A 16,937-nucleotide genomic window follows, 5' to 3' on the forward strand; every position below is an offset into this window, starting at 1 on the left:
TAGGCAGTCGTTTGTAAAAAATACGGAAACCAGCATGCGTAAATGCGCACGAATAACGCATTGGCAACAAGCTTTCTGCTTAGACACTGCAACACGTAATGTATGGAAAATTGCATGAGATTGAGAGTAGTCAATTTGCTATTTTCCTCGCGCCATGACAATCCAAATCACAACAATGCTTAACAAAAATTTCATAGTGCCAATCGCTGATTGAATGCTTTGCAGAAGGAATAGAAATGCGTCAACAGCTAGTCGCAATTTTGTCGGCGATCTTCGTATCGGCAGCGCAGGCGGCAACGGAAGATGTTGCCGCGCAGCCGCAAGAGTTGTACGCCGGCGTGGTGCTGGACCAGACAGTCACGGTTGTCGGCCACGAGTTCTACCAATACTTCGCGGCGTTGTGGCGTGACAGGGAAACGAGTGAACGATATGCCATTGCGATCCATGAACGGCCATCCGCTCGCTTCGGCAGCCAATTGTGGGTGGAGTATGCGCAGCGCCGTGTGTTCCAGATCGTATTGCAGGCAACGCGGGCGAATGTGAAGGAAATCAGTCGCGAAGCTGCAGATATCGCATTTCAGAACGTGATGGATATCGAGGTCCAACGATTGATGTCGCACGATCGTGATCTTGCTCCTGACGAGCTGTAGCGCGCATTCAAAAACAAGTTGTACAAGGGGGGAAAATGAATCTTGCAAAAACTCGGTTTCGGAATGTATTGATCGCTGCCGCCACGGCAGCCTCAACAATGGAACTGTCGCCGGCTGGGGCTACGGAACTCGTCTACGTGCCGGTCAATCCCGCATTCGGCGGTAGTCCGCTCAACGGTTCCGTGCTGCTCAATTCGGCGCAGGCGCAAAACAGGCACAAGGACCCGGACGACCCGTCTTCATTGTTCGGAAATAAGACGCCGCTTGAGCAGTTCAATGAGAGTCTGCAGAGGCGCGTATTGGATGACCTGTCAACTGCTGCCTCAAAAAACCTAATATCGGCGGATGGAAAGTTTATACCGGGTACATTCCAATCTGGTGATTTCCGTATTGCGATTACCAATTTGGGCAATGGCATGGTGCAGATTACTACGACCGATCTTAAGACTGGCGCGACCACCAGTTTCCAAGTATCCCAGTCACAGTAAAGCTCATCGACCAACTAGGGGCCGCAATGAACTCCAATCTAATTCCGATGATTGCGATGTCGTACACAAAAAGAAGGAAAAATACTTTGCCGCACCTGCTCGGTTTGCTGTTGCTGGCCGGGATGCTGCTCGCCGGTTGCGCGACTCAACCGGCCTCGGAAGCTGTCGCCAACGCGCAATTGACGCCCGCAACAAGAATCACGCGCGATCTGGTCAGCTTGCCCGAGCCGAAGGGCAAGGTCGTGGCGGCCGTCTATGCATTCCGCGACCAGACTGGGCAGTACAAGCCCGCGCCGGATAGTTCCTTCTCGACCTCCGTCACGCAGGGCGCCGCTTCCATGCTGGTCAAGGCGCTCAAAGACTCCGGCTGGTTCACGCCGGTCGAGCGCGAAAACTTGCAGAATCTGCTCACGGAGCGCAAGATCGTGCGCGCGCTGGAGGCGCCGCAGGATAGCAAGAATGCGCCGCCGACCAACCTGCCGGCGTTGTTGCCCGCGTCCGTGCTGATCGAGGGCGGTATCGTCGCCTACGAGTCGAACGTGCGCACAGGGGGCGCCGGAGCACGGTATCTCGGCATCGGCGCCAATGCGCAGTATCGCGTCGACCAGGTCACCATCAACCTGCGCAGCGTCGATATTCGCAGTGGCCAGATCCTCAACAGCGTCTCGACCACCAAGACCGTCTATTCCTACGAACTGCATACCGGCGTGTTCCGCTTTGTGAACTTCAAGGACTTGCTGGAGCTGGAAGGTGGCTATACCCGCAACGAGCCGGCTCAACTCTGCGTCAAGGAGGCGATCGAGGCGGCGGTGGTGCATCTCGTCGTGCAGGGCTTGAACGACAAGGTGTGGGCACTCAAGGATGACAAGGACTGGCATGCGCCGATCATCCAATCCTATCTGAAGGAAAGCAACGATGCCGCCGCGTCGCTGGCCCGTCCGCCCGCAGCGGCAGCCCCGGCAGCCGCTCAAGCGGCCCCTCCGGTCTCCAGCAAGGAGCCGGCACCGGCGGGCGCGCCGCTGTCTTTCGCCATTGATCAAGCGCAGCCGATTGCGGCTGCAGCCGATCCCGCTGTTACAGACATCGTGCCCGAAACGTAACGGCGCTGCCGCGACTTCATTTATCAATCATCTGCAGTCTGCTGTCTGCAGGGGGAGTCTTTTGCCTTTAGAAAAGTTGAATTCAGGCATGGCTACTGCAATTACGCAAGATTTATCCAGTCGTTAGGGGCGCTGGATATGTTTGCTGTAAAGACGCCCCTGTTGTTTCCGCTACTAACCCAGAGGAGAAGATAAGAATGAAATTGAAATTCTCGGCAATTGCGTTGGGCATCAGCCTGGCATACGCAACAAACTTCGCCATGGCGGCCGGTGGCGCCAGCGTCACGCAAACCGGCACCGCGAACGATACCTACGTCCAGCAGTACGATAACGTCGGCTCGGTCGTCTCGATTAACCAGAACGGCACCGGCAACCAGGTAGGGCAGTCCGGCGATCCGACTTCGAAAGGCATCGTGCAGCAGGACAGCACTGCTTCGCAAGTGATCGTCGTGCAGAACGGCGATTACAACTCCGCGTCGGCAAAGCAGAAGAATGTTGTTGCCAGCACTGCCCTGATCCTGCAGGACGGCGCCGCCAACGCTGCGACCATCAATCAGAAAAACACCTACAACACGCTCGCCTCCATCCATCAATCCGGCGTCGAAAATAATGGCAAGGTGAAGCAGAACCATGTGGTCGACAGTATTGCCGACATCCGCCAGACCGGCGATACCAACCAGGCGCAGGCAACGCAGCGCAAGGCACAGGATGCGTTTGCCGGCATTGCACAGTTTGGCGTGAATAACACCGGCACAGTGAATCAGAAGGACGTCGTTTCGGTGCGTGCCTCGGTTCTGCAAAATGGTCACGATAACATCGGCCTGGTGGCGCAGGAGCATACGTCGTACTCCGTCGCCTCGATCGTCCAGGAGGGGCGTGGCAACTTTGCGGGCATCGAGCAGAACACGTCCAGAGGCGTGCTGGCGAACGTAATGCAGTCCGGCCTGGGTAACAGCGCCGGCATCCTGCAGCACAGCGCCAACGAATCACTGGCGCTGGTATCCCAGAACGGCGTCGGCAATACCGCGACCGCCGACCAGATCGGCGTCTATCAGTATGCCGACATCTACCAGCAGGGACGCAGCAACGTGGCCTCCACGGAGCAACGCGGCGGCTGGAACGAAGCGCACATCTATGAAGTCGGCCGCAACAACAAGGCCGAAATCAAGCAGGATGGCGCGGGCTGCGGCTATGCCTCGCGCAACGTCGCCTACATCGCCCAGATCGGTGCCAATCTGGAGGCATCCATTACCCAAACGGGTAGCGGAAACCGCGCTGCAATCGTTCAGCGCTAAGTTGCGCGGGATGCTGTTGGAATGACGGGCGAGCGGATCTTCGTTCGCCCGTATCGATAGTCGGGAAGTCGCGTAGCCGCTGCTGGCGTTTTGCGCCGCTTCCCCTCACAGCCGAACTTTTCCCTGAAATGGTCCGTGACACGGCGCTCCGGTTTTTTGGCGGCGCAAACGAAAAAGCCGACCAGATGGTCGGCTTGTTTTCGTCACCCTTGTGCAGGGAAATTCTGGTGGGATAGGTTCACTTTAACATCGCTTTGAAACGCTCATCATTACGCGGCAGCAGAAATTATTGCTAAGAAGTTGCCCCCATAGTTGCCCCCAATGGTCGCGCTACACGGTGATCTAGCCGATGATGCTTTGTGGCTTGCGCTTCCCCGGTCGAGCCAACCAAGCTTCAATTACGCAAATGCTGCGCAAGCGTCGGGAAGGCTATATTTTGGCGCCCGATGTATCCAAGGTACCAATGCGTGGCACTTAACTCGTGGAACCAGCCAAGTGAAGGAAGGTGCCGTGCAAATTTTCAACGCGCGGGAAAATGGCGATAGCCTTCGCCATGCTTGGGAAGCGCGTTTGCTCACATAGTGTTTCAATGGTAAGGCTTACCACCTGCCCTGCACGACATTTGCCGCACGAGCGAAACCGTGCTCGCGCCAATGGGGCGCCTTGCAAAATGAGGGCGCAGAGACGCTTGTCATCCGTCTTGCTCTCTGGGGGGCTTGTCGGCCCCGGTGTGTTACTTTCCTATCAACAACTCCAATCGTTTAAAATCAACGGATGAGTTTCTTTTTGGAAAGGTGTGAACTTTGACAGGATCGCCAGAAGTTATCGAGCGGTTTTCGAGGTCGGCAAAGGCTATGGAATGCCTTAACGATTGGAAAGCCGACGCTAGGAAGAGAATAGTCGTTCCTCGGGTCATGAACCACACGACCAATACGGTCGATAGCATCCGTCCGCAAGATGTACTCGAGCTTTGCAAATGGATCGCAGCAGACCGTTCAAACCATGCTCTCAAGGAAATCGAGAGCAGTGTGGTTAATGAAGTTCCAGCCATTCGTGACTGGCATCCGGACTTCGCATTCACTCACTTGCTGCATTTCGTAACCGAAGAAGCAGGCCGACTTCCGTCATTCGATGATTTCGCTCGACATCCGATTTTCAAGGACGCCATGTACGAGGATATTGAGGCGCAAGTGTTGAAGGTTGCTCGGCTTGATAAGGCCAAGGAGCCCTTGGCAAGGAACGCCGTGCGGTGGAGGATTGGGATCGCCTACTACTCGTTCTTAAAGGAGCAGTACGTCATCTCCCTCATACGAAGCGAGGGAATCAACGTCAAGCAGCATCCCTTGGCCGACGCTTTGTTTAGAGTTGATTGCTGGGTCGGCGACACAAATATCGATCTGTACGTGACAAACTCATTTTTTCGTTCGGAGAAGGGTGATAAAGGCCGAAAGATCAAGTCCCAAGACTTGCTTGCCGACGCAATTCCGCCATTCAATAATGTCATTCTTGCCTGTAAGACGAGGCACACGTTCGGAGACGTTCACTTGCCTGATGAAAATGATGTCCGAGATGCTTGCCGAAAGTTGTTGTCGGGTACGAGTTAATCTCGCTGACATGTATCCTCTGTCCGCATGAAGAAACGGTGGCGTAAATTTGCCTTCGCTGATTCGGTTATCAGGGAGGTGGCTGAAGTGGCGACAGGAAGTTTTTTAACTTGCGCTCTAGAGCGTTTAGGTCTTTGACTTCACACTCCCACACAGTCAATACCTTCCAACCTAGCCTTTCAAGTGAAGAGCGACTCTGCAGGTCCCGCTCTTGATTCCGTTCGAGCTTGGGCTTCCAATAGTCGATATTCGATTTCGGGACGCGGACGGACGGGCAACCGTGCATGTGCCAGAAGCACCCGTGAACGAAGATTACTGCTTTTCGGCTGGGAAAGACGAGATCAGGCTTCCCGGGTAGGTCCTTGCGGTGAAGTCGGAATCGATAGCCGTAGCTGTGGACTAGCCTACGGACTATGAGCTCGGGCTTGGTATTCGAGCTTCGAATCGAGCGCATGTTTTCACTTCGACGCTCTGAAGATATTTTGTCCACAGTGCCCTCTCGACGTACTCCTGTCTTTGAGTGACTTGCTCGTGTGATGTTTATGCAGCTGCGATAAGCCTGCGTCCCGTAACCGTTACAAGAATTTGCCTCGCAACAGCGCATGCAACCGGCGGGGGAAATGCATTACCGATTTGCCGATATGCGGCAGTTTTTTTTCCAGAAAAAACCCATGAATCCGGAAAACCTTGAATACGTGCGGCCATACGAGGAGTCAAGCGCGGCATACCGACAAAATCCGGTTCAGGCGGGAGATCCCACAGACCATGGCCATCAACGCCAAGAGCAGCCCAAGCCTTTTTCGCCCGTGTCGGCCCAAGGTCCGGACCACCGTGCTTTTTTGAACCGCCAACTAGCGTTGGAGCAATTGTATTTGCAATTTCACGCCATCGGTCAGCCCCTCGCCATCCTCGCGAAGCCATAAGGTCGTGCAGCAGTTCGCCGACCGTGGGCGGCTTGTGCAGATTCGGTTCCGGCCATGCAAATGGCTCAGAAATACCCTTTTGAATCCCGACCATAATAACCCGGGGCCGGAGCTGAGAAACACCATAGTCAGACGCATTTAGCAACCGCCATCCGCAGACATAGCCTAACTTCTTCAGTTGTCGTTCGACCTTTGCCCGGTAATCATCGAAGACGGGGTCCAGAAGTCCGCGGACATTTTCCAACATAACAGCCCGGGGACGGCATTCGTCAACCAAACGAATTGCTTCCGGAAACAAATCCCGCTCGTCGTTGGCACCGAGTTGCTTACCTGCTTTGGAAAAAGGCGGGCAAGGCACTCCGCCTGCAAGCAGGTCCACACCTTTAAAACCGCGCCCATCAAATTGTCGCAAATCGCCTTCAAACACTTTCCACTCAGGGCGATTCGTACGTAGAGTTGCGCAAGCAGGAGGCTCGATTTCAACCAGGCCAACATGGTCAAAACCAGCCATTTCAATGCCCAGCGCTTGGCCTCCGGCGCCACTGCAGACTTCCAGCGACGTTGGTCCTGTAACAAAAATGCTCATAAACAAACTCTATTCTTGAGTCGCATTAAAAATGCGACTATTGCAATTTACTTAGGTTTCAGTCTTGAATGGAAATTATGCAACTTCTTGACCAACAACAGCTTTGTTGCATTGACGAAAAATAGCAGCGCAGAATATTTCTGCGATTGGAGGCGAATCTATCACAAAGAATTGGCGCTTGTGAGGGTATTTCCGATAAGCCATACTTCATGTTTCCTTGTAATTTGGAAACTTGGTATATGTCACTCTTTCCGGAATGCACGCCACCTGTCCCTAACGGCACCGATCCCGTTCTTAATGATGTTTATTCTTTCTTCACAGCCATTCCGGACTTGGCATCGATTATCGGCAAAGCCTTACGCCAGTCGTTCGACGAGGTGATTGATGGGCCTCGTACGGGGCGTTACTGCATCGAGCAACTCGAAAAGACTGAAAAGACTTACATCGGTACGAAAGTTGAAATCGTTGTTAGGGATCAACTTAGCTTACAACGTGGCGATCTTCTCGATAACAAAATTAGAGGCCACGAAGTCGACACCAAGTTTTCGCTTTCAGGCAACTGGATGATCCCTCGGGAGGCTGTTGGCCATATCTGCTTATTAATAAGCGGAGATGATAACTCCGGGGTTTTTAATATCGGCCTTCTACGGATGACTCCTGACGTTCTTACAGGCAGACCTAACCAGGATGGCAAAAAGAGTGTTTCTGCGGCGGGAAAGCAGCGTATTCGCTGGGTTCTGAAAGCTCAACCACTGGAACGGAACTTCCTATTGGATTTGAGTGATAAGACGCGGGATGCGATCCTTTCCCCTGCATCCGCAACAGGACGAATCCACGCGCTCTTTAGAAACGTCACTGGAAAAATCATTCCGCGATCAGCGATATTACAAGTCGCTCAATCAAAAGATCCGTTAAAACGAGCACGTGAATCCAAGGCGATTCTCGCGCGAGATAATTTTCTTGTTCTATGCTCTGCCTACCTCGCCGACCGCGTCGAATTCGACCGCTATGGTTTTCATGACTACAAGGATGATGATTGGTTAAGTATTCGGCTTTAGTGCGCTACCGATTGTGTCCGGTACTGCCCTGCGATCATTTGAAGAATCCGATAAATTCCCTCATTTAATGCTTCGGGCTCACTATTTTCCTTGCGCATTGCCCCAGCACCCGCATTACCATGATCGTTTGACTTTGTGATTGCACCAAGCGGTCAGCCACATTTCCATTCTTGCGATTGCCGGTAGCATCGGATCGGTTCGGTCAACAGCGATACCAAGCCGTTCTTCTAGATGGAGTATCGCAGTTTCGTGACGTTCAGCGGGGGATTGGGGACGAGGCCATTCAGCGTTGTTGCGCCGCAGAATTTCGAGGCAATGCATATTTAGCTCCGTTTTAGCGTATTTACCAAGTGGTGGAGGTCGCAAGCAGGATCAAATCCCTCCGAACATAGGACAGTGTCTTGCAGGTCCGGTTCGCCTGTTCGATCTGGCGCAATCATTCGTCCTGCATTCAAAACATCACCTATAGGGTCAAATATTAGACTCCTTACCAGCCACGCTGCTGCGTTCCATCTAATTTTTAATATTTTTTCTAAGCAGTGCCACTAATGGGTTATCGTTCATTGGCCCTGGCTTAACGTCAACCGACATGCGCCCAAGCGGCGTCAAACCAAAACTCCCGAGCAGCTTCGTCGCTTGGCTTCGCTGCTCACTGATAGCCCGCAGCAGTGGGTTTCCTTTGCGCCCACCAGCGCCAGTATCAAGGATACAGCCCTCGTTGCGAACGGCTGCGGTTAACTCTTCAATTGCCGCCAAAGTTTCGCAAAGCAATTCCATTGCGCGATGGTCAACAGCAGTGAATGTTCCGATCGAAATTGCCGCTGGTACCAGCCGATTCCATTCTTCGCGTGCGCGTGGAGATAAATAATCTGGTGCAGGCGGCGTTTCTACCAGCGGCGCAACTTTTGGACCATTTGGTTTGCGTCCCGGCTTTGCGCGGCTAGTTGAAGAGTGTGCAGTCATTTGGGTACTCCCAAAAAAATGGTGGTGAACTGGAATTGAAAAAATTTGCGGATACTGCCGGTTACGGAACGTCACTCGCAAACTTTTTACAGGGGGGGAGGCTAAACGCATCAATCGCGCTGCCCATAAAACACTGGCCCGTATCGGCAGCCTAGTTTTGCTCCGCGTTGTTTGGGGTTGAATCGACTCCAAGCTCTCGCCTGAACCATTCGAGGGTGCCTGGAATGCTTGCGAGACTTTGCCTGTAGCGCATTTCTAGAATCCGCTGGTGTTGTTCGTCGGATAATCTGAATCTGTTGCAGAATTCGTCGATCAGCGCATCCAACTCCTTAATCATCGCGAGCCATTCGGAAGCTGGTCTGCCATCAGCGCCGTTTAGTTCAGTAGCGTCGTTGCACGCATGTTCCCGGAAGTACTGGAGCAATTCGGCCTTGTGCGGCCGGAGTTTGGTGGCGACTTCTGCAACAACATGGGGCTCGCCACGCAATTTAAGTGCGCAGCCGTCGAGAAGGAGTGCCACACCTGATTTGCGGCATTCGTCGATCAATATTTGTGGAGTCATAGTTCGACCTCGATTTGAGAATCAACCATTTGTCCGGTGTTTGCCGTAACGCCGTCACAACGCGCATGAATATTGGCTTTGCACGTTACGGCTTCGCTGTTCGTTACCGTCATATCCGTAACAGGTGAAACGGGGGTAACGGCTGGAGCCGCATGAATACTTGCTTGTGACGCCGTTACGGATGAAATAGGTTTGAGCGGTTCGGCAAAAAGGTAGCGTGCGAAGGCGTCTTCAAACCAAATTCGCATATACCCTTTTTTTGTACTTCCCGGGATTCGGATGGTATTAACTGCAATCCCATATTCGCCCAAGAGTTTTGCGACGTTCGTGGGCTTGATCGGAAAACCGCGGTTGTATCCGGCCCACGGCTTTTCATCATCTTCCACAAGCGCTGCCACCAATTCGGCGCTGGTCAGCCTATCGACCTTTTTTGCCTCGAAAATATCGTGGATGTCCGAAAGCAGTTCGATGCCAGTAGTCATCGATTGCTCGCCATCACCTGATAGTTTGAGAGCCGCTACGCGAGCAATACGCGGCCAATCTCCACCTACGGTATCGGCAATTTGCAAAAGCGGCTCCCAATTGTCCTGGGCGCGGTCGTTCAGCGTGGCGGGAAGGTCGGGTCTTGCCGATCGAACCTGACTCGAATAGTCGTTCGCGAATCTGCAAAGTTTCCGCGCGAAGTTTTGCCACAAATCCGATTCGGCATGGCGCAGTCGTTCCACGAATTCTGTTGGCATTTTTCGTCGTAACTTCAATACGATTGCACGGTCCATCAGCGTATCTGCCAAGCGCCCAATACCCGAAACCGCCTTTGCGCCCCAAACATTAAATTTTTTCGGTGTGAACTCTTTTCCAACGGTCCGCACTACATACGCGGAATCGCGAGTGTGCCCGCAATTGATGACACCGCGCAGTTCTTCGTTCTCACGCATGAATGCATCCGCTTCATCGATAAACAGAGTAGGCGCCCACTCATCGATGCAACGAAAAAGGGCCGCCGGTGTAATGTTGCTCGCCGTGAGCGGTCGACGTGACATGCGGGACAGAAGCGTCAACAGTTGACTCTTTCCGCATCGTTTTTCAGGTGCCGTGATCACTGCCAATGGCGCGACCTGCACCACGTCGATAAACCATGTCATCGCAATCCACAGTGCGGCTGCATCTGCCGTTTCAGGGGCGCATACGATGAAGCGCCGTACTGTTGCGGATATTTGCGTCAACAATTCGGCGTGATCGACCGGCTCCGGCCACGGAGCTATCTCCGCAAACGGGGCGCAATTTTTTGTGCGGTCATTCTTCGGCAGATTCGCATCGGCTTCGCCCACCATGCTCCGCGCTTCAGCAGCAGACAGGGATTCGGGTTCGACCTCAAACCCTTGCTCGATATGTGCATTCATTGGAAACCTCCCAGCTTAAGGAACGCGACGCGCTTGTAGTCCAGATCGACAAGCTGAAAGCGTCGCGGTCTTGCGGCCATCAGGCCGCTGCATAGCCGTCGTAATGGGTAATAATTTGTTGCGTAGCCGTTTACAACGAGTATCACGTCAAGGCCTGCCACGGACTTGCAGTCGTCGTCAGTGGGCAAGCGTGCGGGGTCAATGGCAAGCGCGTTTTTTTTAGACGGTAGGAATCCAAGCCCGATCCAGATCAGCCCAGCCTTAGGCATCAGGTTCTTCTTGCGCAGCCGGACGAGCGGTTCAAGTCCCGAACTACGTATTTGCATTTCAGTCATTGCCGGCCTGCGTGCACTGATTTACGCGAAGCCTTAACACGCCCTTCAATGAACTCCGAAACGTCGCTTTCCAACCAGCCGACAGCACGCGCCCCTAGCAAGATAGGGGCGGGGAACAGGCCTGCCTTGATCAGTGCATAGATTGTCGAGCGAGATAGTCCGGTATGCTCTTTGACCTGCTGGAGCCGCAAAATGCGTACGATATTTGCGGCATTGAGATGTTCAACCATCGCCTAACCTTTCCGAAGTTATCCAAGTAACTTCAGGGTAGGCGGATGCACCGATAAAGTCAGCACGTGTGCGTGCAAAGTGTACGCTCTGCCCGCAGGGCGTAAATTTAGCGAACCTTCAGTGTTTTCTTGTGTGCAGCTATATAGTCGCGGACTGTCCGATGAGACAACGGGAATGCGCCAGCCATCCCCAATGCTGCCTTCTCCGCGCTCAACTTCGGATTGATGTGTTGCTCCCAATAGTCGATCACTTCTTGGCGCATTGAGTCCGTTTCCTCATGGCGCTTTCGGGCAGCCTTGGCTGCCTGCAAGGAGATTTTTTCCTTTGCCTTTTCATTAGAGGCGGATTCAATATCGCCCTTCAATACCGACAATTTGTTACGCTCACTGCTCAATTCATCCAACAAACCTGCAACCTGCTGAAGGCGTTCGGCATAACAAAGTGCATCCATCGCCTCAATCGCGCACCATCCAGCGCGGTTCAGATCCGGCGGCTGTTGTGCGTGATGAACAAACCAGCCTACGAGTTCCAATGCGAGCACTGCAAAGTATTCGTGTTCGCTAGCCTGCGGAAATTCAGGGTCGCCGCTGAGATCGTACTGCCCAATAATTTCTGTGAGCGCGACGACATCAGACGTATTTTCAGGCCCGGGAATGAACGGAGGCGGATCATCTGCCTCGGCTGGCCAGTTCTCGATCAATTCGCGGACGCCTGCTTCGTTCCAATACTCTTCTGGCAGATACCCGAGTTCCCAACCGCCAATTTCAAGGATACGTTGTATATGCTTGCTTTTACACTGCTCGTAATACTCATTGACCATCCAGTCAATGTCGTCGGCCGCATGAATAATTTCATCGGAGGTCCGCTGTTTCAATAGGTGTCGTGCACGGCGTGCGATATCCGGAACGACCTTAAACGGTGTGTCTGGCACAATCCCTGAAACCGGATCAAATCCGGTAAATGGTCCATTTTTCATAACTCCCTACTTCGCGGTTTGTGTTTGTACTGGCCTGTCGCTGTCAGCCTGCCACTATCTCCGAATAGTTTGCATATTGCTGTGTCATCGCTTTGCTCTCTCCTGGAAATGCGAGCCGATCGTAGGCGTTTCCGTAACTATCGCCCGGCATTTGTACAAGCTGACGGTTCACCAGGTCATACCGATGACCGAAGCTTTTTCCTTGAGGATGTCTATTGCCAGTGCTCCGAATCCAAGCGCTGCATGCTGGCCTGCATAGTCGTGCGGCTCAATGGCCTTGCTTGTTTCGTCTGGCAGTAAGTTTGTTCAAACTACGCAGCACTACGCGCTGATGGGCAGCGCAATCACGTCGGCGCCATCTTTCAACTGATCGAGGTAGTCCGCCCATCGCTGCATCATGCGTTTGCGCTCGGCTAGGTGCGATGTGCGGTTGTAGGCTCGACCGTTGGGATCTTTAACGGCGTGCGCCAATTGGTGTTCGATCAGGTCAACGCGCTCCGCCAACACTTCGTCAAGAAGAGTGCGTGCCATTGCGCGGAACCCGTGGCCTGACATCATCTCCTTGTCAATGCCCATACGACGCATAGCGGATAGAATCGCGTTATCGCTCATTGGGCGTTCCTTGGTTCGTGGACTGGGGAAGACATAGCGGCCATTGCCGGTAAGCGGTTGAATCTCCCTGAGTATTGCCACGGCTTGCGTGGAAAGGGATACGATATGCGGCGTCTTCGTTTTGGAAACGGTATAACGCCACTCTGCGGCTTCAAGGTCAATGTGCGCCCATTCTGCACTTCGCAGTTCGCTAGGGCGTACAAAGACCAGTGGAGCGAGCCGTAATGCAGCACAGACGGTCGGACTGCCCTGATAGCCGTCCAATGCACGCAATAGCTCGGCAACCTGTTTAGGGTCGGTGACAGCAGCGAAATGCTTACGTCTGCTCTTGGCTGAAGGCAGGGCTCCCCGTAAATCGGCCGAATGATCGCGCTCGGCACGTCCAGTTGCAACTGCATAGCGGAAAACTTGACCGCAATTCGCAAGCGCTCTGTGGGCGGTTTCCAATGCGCCGCGCCCCTCGATCCGGCGGATTACGGTCAGCAGTTCGGGAGGCGTAATCGCCGCAATCGGCTCTTTCCCCAGATAGGGAAATACGTCATTTTCGAGGCGGGACAGGATCTTGTCATAGTGGCTTGGAGCCCATCCCGGTCGATTTTTGGAGAGCCACTCACGGGCAACGGTCTCAAAGCTGTTTGCTGCACGCTCGGCTCCCGCCGCCTTAATGGCTTTGCGGTTGTCGCTCGGGTCAATGCCATTTGCCAGAAGCTTGCGGTGGGCATCGCGCCGGTCGCGGGCCTCCTTTAAGCCGACTTCGGGATAGGTGCCCAAGGAAAGGCGCTTTTCCTTGCCGTCGAAGCGGTATTTGAGGCGCCACCATTTCCCGCCGCTTGGCGCAATCTCCAGGTACAGACCACCGCCGTCAAACATCCGTACTGCCTTTTCAACGGGCTTGGCATTGCGAATTGCGGTGTCGGTCAGTGGCATTGGGGGCAACTCTTCGCAAGGGTGGGTAGCTGCCCCTAATGTTGCCCCCATTTTTGTTCGGATGTCAATGGACGCTAAAAACGCTCCGGAAACAAAAAACCCGCATTCTCAGAGGGAGAGGTGCGGGTTTCAGGACGTTCTTGGATTCCCAAAAACGTGTATTTGGTGGTGATAGGTGGACTTGAACCACCGACCCCAGCATTATGAGTGCTGTGCTCTAACCAGCTGAGCTATATCACCAAATAGCCCTAAATTATGCAGCGTTTAGTAACGGCTGTCAAGACGTTCCATGCAGGCGTGCGTTGACATGACGCAAAACCTGGGCCGTTGCGTCCGTAGCGAGGCAATCGATGACGACGCGGTCCGGCATCGAGCGCAGCCAGGTGAGCTGTCTTTTTGCCAGCTGGCGGGTTGCGGCAATGCCCTTTTCCCGCAAGGCGGTGCGGTCGCAGGCGCCGTCCAGGTATTCCCACGCCTGGCGATAGCCGACGCAGCGCATGGCGGGCAATCCCAGGTGCAGATCGCCGCGCGCGCGCAAGCTCTGCACTTCCGCAATCAGTCCGCCGTGCCCGGCATCGAGCATGGCGTCGAAGCGTGCGGCGATGCGCTCATGCAGCGCGCCGCGCTCGGATGGCTCCAGCGACAACGGCAGCAGCGCGAACGGCAACTCGCTTTTCGGTGCTTTTGCCAGCAGCTGCGACATCGGTTGTCCGGTCAGTGCATAAATTTCAAGCGCCCGCTGGATCCGTTGCGCATCGTTTGGCTTCAGGCGCGCGGCCGTTTCCGGGTCGATTGCGGCCAGCCTGGCGTGCATCGCCGGCATTCCGACGCATGCTGCTTCTTCATCGAGCTGCGCTCGCACGGCGGGATCGGCTTGTGGAAGGGCGTCGAGCCCGTCGCGCAGCGCCTTAAAATAGAGCATGGTGCCGCCGACGAGCAGCGGCAGCCTGCCGCGCTGCATGATGTCCGCCGTCAGCCGCAGGGCATCCTGCCTGAACTGCATGGCTGAATAGGCGTCAGTCGGGTCGATGATATCGATCAGGTGATGCGGCACGGCGGCGCGCTCTTCCATGGTCGGCTTGGCGGTGCCGATATCCATGCCGCGATAGACCAGCGCGGAATCGACCGAGATGATTTCGGCGGGGATGTGACGGGCGATTTCGAGCGCCGCTGCGGTCTTGCCGGACGCGGTCGGGCCCATCACTGCAACTGCCAGCGGACGTGAGGTCATGCTTATTGCCCGCGCAGGAACAGCTTGTCGAGATCGGCCAATGCCAGCTGTACCCAGGTCGGGCGGCCATGGTTGCACTGGTCGGCACGCTCGGTCGCTTCCATTTGGCGGAGCAGGGCATTCATTTCTGGAATGGTCAGCGCGCGGTTGGCGCGTACGGCCGTGTGGCAGGCCAGGGTACCGAGCAGTTCGTTGCGCCGCTCGAGCAGCACGCGCGAGGCGCCGAATTCGCGGACATCGCGCAGCACGTCACGCGCCAGCGTCTGCGCATCGGCATTTTTCAAGAGGGCTGGAATCGCGCGCACGGCCAGCGTGGTAGGCGACAGCGCGCTGATGTCGAAGCCGAGCGAGTGCAGGATCGCCTGGCTTTCTTCGGCAGTGCCGACTTCCACCGGATCGGCGTAGAAAGTGACCGGGATCAGCAGGGGCTGCACCTGCATCGCGTTTTCGTCGAGCGCGTTTTTGAGCTGCTCGTACAGAATGCGCTCATGCGCAGCGTGCATGTCGACCAGCACCAACCCCTTCCTGTTCTGGGCCAGAACGTAAATGCCGTGCAGCTGTGCCAGTGCGAACCCGAGCGGAAATTCTTCTGCCTGCGCGCTTTCCTGCAGCGGCGTGTCGGCCGGGCGCACGCCCTGCAAGGGAAGCGATGGCGCTTCGCGCACCTCGCCTGCAGCGGCAGGCGAAAACAGGGCGCCGTAGTCGGACAGGGTTTGCCTCACGCCGCCTGTGGGCGAAAATTGTGCGGCAAACGATGTTTGTTGCTGATCCCGCATCCATGGCAACACACCCGGCGCTGCGGTCACGGGAGCGGGCGCGGCACCTGCTGCGGTCGCCGACGTCTGCGCGAGCGCTCGGCTTACCGCATGAAACACGAATTGATGCACTGCGCGGCTGTCGCGAAAGCGCACTTCGATTTTCGACGGATGCACGTTGACGTCGACCAGGGCCGGATCGAGGTCTAGTCCCAGCACATAGGACGGGTAGCGGTCGCCGTGCAGCACGTCCTGGTAGGCAGCGCGCACCGCGTGCGTCAAGAGCTTGTCGCGCACGAAGCGGCCGTTGACATAGAAATACTGGCCGTCGGCGCGCGCCTTGGCGGCGGTGGGCAATCCGATGAAGCCGTGCAGGCGCAGCGGCCCGGCCGTTTCATCCAGCGGCAGCCGTGCGCCGGCGAACTCGCCGCCGAGAATGTGCGAGCTGCGCTTGTCGATCTCGCTGGCATTCCAGTGCTCAATGGTCTTGCCATTGTGCGTGAGCGAGAACGCGACATCGGGCCTCGACAGTGCAATGCGCCGCACCACCTCCGCGCAATGGCCGAATTCGGTTTGCTCCGACTTCAGGAACTTGCGGCGCGCCGGTGTATTGAAATACAGGTCGCGCACATCGATGGTGGTGCCGAGCGCACCGGAGGAGGGGGTTACTTGCCCTTCCTTGCCGCCCGAAATTTCCCAGGCATGCGGTGCGTCCGCAGTGCGCGACGTCAGCGTCAGCAGCGCCACTGAAGCGATCGATGCCAGCGCCTCGCCGCGGAAACCGAGCGTGCCGACATTTTCCAGGTCGGACAGCGAGGCGATCTTGGACGTCGCATGGCGGGCCAGCGCCAGCGGCATCTGGTCGGGAGGAATGCCGCGCCCGTTGTCGGTAATGGCGATGCGCTTGACGCCGCCTTCTTCCAGCCGCACGGTGATGTGCGTCGAGCCGGCGTCCAGCGCATTTTCCAGCAATTCCTTGACCACGGCCGACGGGCGGTCGACCACCTCGCCGGCGGCGATTTGGGAAATCAGTTGGTCGGAGAGTGCCTGGATCGGGCGGACGGGCATGTGCGGAGCGTTCATGCGCGAATTATATCGCCTGGCCCGGCTGCCCGTGGCCGCCGAGGGCAGGCAACGGACGTGCCGCAGCATATCGGGGACGGCCAATGGACGGTTTGGCAACGATTCGTCGAAGGCTTTTCTTGGCGCAAAAACTCTTTGCTTTTTTCAGAGATGGGGCT

Annotated in this window: 17 protein-coding genes and 1 tRNA gene; 6 read left to right on the forward strand and 12 right to left on the reverse strand. The window is 55.5% G+C overall.

What is annotated here, in order from left to right:
- Positions 1-236 precede the first annotated feature (236 nt).
- The 5 genes from TSA66_RS11235 (at position 237) to TSA66_RS11255 (ending at position 5,137) form a co-directional block, all read left to right on the forward strand.
- Entirely contained in the window at positions 237-650 is a 414-nt protein-coding gene (locus tag TSA66_RS11235; protein ID WP_040040094.1) for a CsgE family curli-type amyloid fiber assembly protein, read from the forward strand.
- A gap of 35 nt (positions 651-685) precedes the next feature.
- Positions 686-1,138, forward strand: a complete 453-nt coding sequence (locus TSA66_RS11240; protein ID WP_232429453.1) for a curli assembly protein CsgF — start codon at positions 686-688, stop codon at positions 1,136-1,138.
- Positions 1,139-1,164: 26 nt separating this feature from the next.
- On the forward strand, positions 1,165-2,238 hold the full coding sequence (locus TSA66_RS11245; protein WP_332309941.1) for a CsgG/HfaB family protein: 1,074 nt from the start codon (positions 1,165-1,167) through the stop codon (positions 2,236-2,238).
- Positions 2,239-2,435: 197 nt separating this feature from the next.
- Positions 2,436-3,533, forward strand: a complete 1,098-nt coding sequence (locus TSA66_RS11250; RefSeq protein ID WP_040040096.1) for a hypothetical protein — start codon at positions 2,436-2,438, stop codon at positions 3,531-3,533.
- Between the two features lie 914 nt (positions 3,534-4,447).
- Positions 4,448-5,137 (forward strand): hypothetical protein, encoded by a 690-nt coding sequence (locus TSA66_RS11255; protein ID WP_157691657.1) that lies wholly within the window; start codon positions 4,448-4,450, stop codon positions 5,135-5,137.
- Between the two features lie 70 nt (positions 5,138-5,207).
- Here the strand turns inward: TSA66_RS11255 and TSA66_RS26165 are convergent, their stop codons facing one another.
- Positions 5,208-5,741: a very short patch repair endonuclease gene (locus TSA66_RS26165; RefSeq protein WP_084199490.1), complete on the reverse strand. Its 534-nt coding sequence runs from the start codon at positions 5,739-5,741 to the stop codon at positions 5,208-5,210.
- Positions 5,678-6,646, reverse strand: coding sequence for a DNA cytosine methyltransferase (locus TSA66_RS26170; RefSeq protein WP_084199492.1), 969 nt, complete (start codon positions 6,644-6,646; stop codon positions 5,678-5,680). Before TSA66_RS26170 ends, TSA66_RS26165 begins: the two co-directional genes overlap by 64 nt.
- Before the next feature lie 239 nt (positions 6,647-6,885).
- Here TSA66_RS26170 and TSA66_RS11270 point away from each other — a divergent pair, with 239 nt between their 5' ends.
- On the forward strand, positions 6,886-7,704 hold the full coding sequence (locus TSA66_RS11270) for a NaeI family type II restriction endonuclease (protein WP_052452246.1): 819 nt from the start codon (positions 6,886-6,888) through the stop codon (positions 7,702-7,704).
- Between the two features lie 513 nt (positions 7,705-8,217).
- Here TSA66_RS11270 and TSA66_RS26175 read toward each other — a convergent pair.
- From TSA66_RS26175 to mutL, 10 genes are all read right to left on the reverse strand, one after another.
- Complete coding sequence (locus TSA66_RS26175) at positions 8,218-8,667, reverse strand: phage terminase small subunit P27 family (protein ID WP_157691658.1); 450 nt, start codon at positions 8,665-8,667, stop codon at positions 8,218-8,220.
- 151 nt (positions 8,668-8,818) lie between these two features.
- Complete coding sequence (locus TSA66_RS11280; protein ID WP_040040100.1) at positions 8,819-9,229, reverse strand: hypothetical protein; 411 nt, start codon at positions 9,227-9,229, stop codon at positions 8,819-8,821.
- Positions 9,226-10,629 carry a DUF3631 domain-containing protein gene (locus TSA66_RS11285; protein ID WP_052452248.1) on the reverse strand — a complete coding sequence of 468 codons (1,404 nt, stop codon included), beginning with the start codon at positions 10,627-10,629 and terminating at the stop codon, positions 9,226-9,228. The genes TSA66_RS11280 and TSA66_RS11285 overlap by 4 nt, the downstream gene beginning before the upstream one ends.
- Positions 10,626-10,964, reverse strand: a complete 339-nt coding sequence (locus tag TSA66_RS11290) for a hypothetical protein (RefSeq protein ID WP_040040101.1) — start codon at positions 10,962-10,964, stop codon at positions 10,626-10,628. Before TSA66_RS11290 ends, TSA66_RS11285 begins: the two co-directional genes overlap by 4 nt.
- Entirely contained in the window at positions 10,961-11,194 is a 234-nt protein-coding gene (locus TSA66_RS26180; protein ID WP_040040102.1) for a helix-turn-helix transcriptional regulator, read from the reverse strand. The genes TSA66_RS11290 and TSA66_RS26180 overlap by 4 nt, the downstream gene beginning before the upstream one ends.
- A 107-nt stretch (positions 11,195-11,301) precedes the next feature.
- Positions 11,302-12,171, reverse strand: coding sequence for a BAR domain-containing protein (locus tag TSA66_RS11300; protein WP_157691659.1), 870 nt, complete (start codon positions 12,169-12,171; stop codon positions 11,302-11,304).
- A gap of 321 nt (positions 12,172-12,492) precedes the next feature.
- The gene (locus tag TSA66_RS11305) at positions 12,493-13,710 is read right to left on the reverse strand and encodes a tyrosine-type recombinase/integrase (RefSeq protein ID WP_040040104.1); all 1,218 of its coding nucleotides are present in this window, start codon (positions 13,708-13,710) and stop codon (positions 12,493-12,495) included.
- 163 nt (positions 13,711-13,873) lie between these two features.
- Positions 13,874-13,950, reverse strand: a tRNA-Met gene (locus tag TSA66_RS11310).
- A gap of 37 nt (positions 13,951-13,987) precedes the next feature.
- Positions 13,988-14,941, reverse strand: coding sequence for a tRNA (adenosine(37)-N6)-dimethylallyltransferase MiaA (miaA, locus tag TSA66_RS11315; RefSeq protein WP_040040105.1), 954 nt, complete (start codon positions 14,939-14,941; stop codon positions 13,988-13,990).
- 2 nt (positions 14,942-14,943) lie between these two features.
- Positions 14,944-16,779, reverse strand: coding sequence for a DNA mismatch repair endonuclease MutL (gene mutL, locus TSA66_RS11320; protein ID WP_052452249.1), 1,836 nt, complete (start codon positions 16,777-16,779; stop codon positions 14,944-14,946).
- Positions 16,780-16,937 lie beyond the last annotated feature (158 nt).

The organism is Noviherbaspirillum autotrophicum, assembly GCF_000818395.1.
Taxonomy (GTDB): domain Bacteria; phylum Pseudomonadota; class Gammaproteobacteria; order Burkholderiales; family Burkholderiaceae_D; genus Noviherbaspirillum; species Noviherbaspirillum autotrophicum.

Bases quoted from the DNA above. Each gene is read 5' to 3' on its own strand.
- TSA66_RS11305 (WP_040040104.1), bottom strand. From the start codon at position 13,710: ATGCCACTGACCGACACCGCAATTCGCAATGCCAAGCCCGTTGAAAAG.
- TSA66_RS11245 (WP_332309941.1), top strand. From the start codon at position 1,165: ATGAACTCCAATCTAATTCCGATGATTGCGATGTCGTACACAAAAAGA.
- TSA66_RS11285 (WP_052452248.1), bottom strand. From the start codon at position 10,629: ATGAATGCACATATCGAGCAAGGGTTTGAGGTCGAACCCGAATCCCTG.
- mutL (WP_052452249.1), bottom strand. From the start codon at position 16,779: ATGAACGCTCCGCACATGCCCGTCCGCCCGATCCAGGCACTCTCCGAC.
- TSA66_RS11270 (WP_052452246.1), top strand. From the start codon at position 6,886: ATGTCACTCTTTCCGGAATGCACGCCACCTGTCCCTAACGGCACCGAT.
- TSA66_RS26170 (WP_084199492.1), bottom strand. From the start codon at position 6,646: ATGAGCATTTTTGTTACAGGACCAACGTCGCTGGAAGTCTGCAGTGGC.
- miaA (WP_040040105.1), bottom strand. From the start codon at position 14,941: ATGACCTCACGTCCGCTGGCAGTTGCAGTGATGGGCCCGACCGCGTCC.
- TSA66_RS26175 (WP_157691658.1), bottom strand. From the start codon at position 8,667: ATGACTGCACACTCTTCAACTAGCCGCGCAAAGCCGGGACGCAAACCA.
- TSA66_RS11280 (WP_040040100.1), bottom strand. From the start codon at position 9,229: ATGACTCCACAAATATTGATCGACGAATGCCGCAAATCAGGTGTGGCA.
- TSA66_RS11300 (WP_157691659.1), bottom strand. From the start codon at position 12,171: ATGAAAAATGGACCATTTACCGGATTTGATCCGGTTTCAGGGATTGTG.
- TSA66_RS11290 (WP_040040101.1), bottom strand. From the start codon at position 10,964: ATGACTGAAATGCAAATACGTAGTTCGGGACTTGAACCGCTCGTCCGG.
- TSA66_RS11235 (WP_040040094.1), top strand. From the start codon at position 237: ATGCGTCAACAGCTAGTCGCAATTTTGTCGGCGATCTTCGTATCGGCA.
- TSA66_RS26165 (WP_084199490.1), bottom strand. From the start codon at position 5,741: ATGCGCTGTTGCGAGGCAAATTCTTGTAACGGTTACGGGACGCAGGCT.
- TSA66_RS26180 (WP_040040102.1), bottom strand. From the start codon at position 11,194: ATGGTTGAACATCTCAATGCCGCAAATATCGTACGCATTTTGCGGCTC.
- TSA66_RS11250 (WP_040040096.1), top strand. From the start codon at position 2,436: ATGAAATTGAAATTCTCGGCAATTGCGTTGGGCATCAGCCTGGCATAC.
- TSA66_RS11240 (WP_232429453.1), top strand. From the start codon at position 686: ATGAATCTTGCAAAAACTCGGTTTCGGAATGTATTGATCGCTGCCGCC.
- TSA66_RS11255 (WP_157691657.1), top strand. From the start codon at position 4,448: ATGAACCACACGACCAATACGGTCGATAGCATCCGTCCGCAAGATGTA.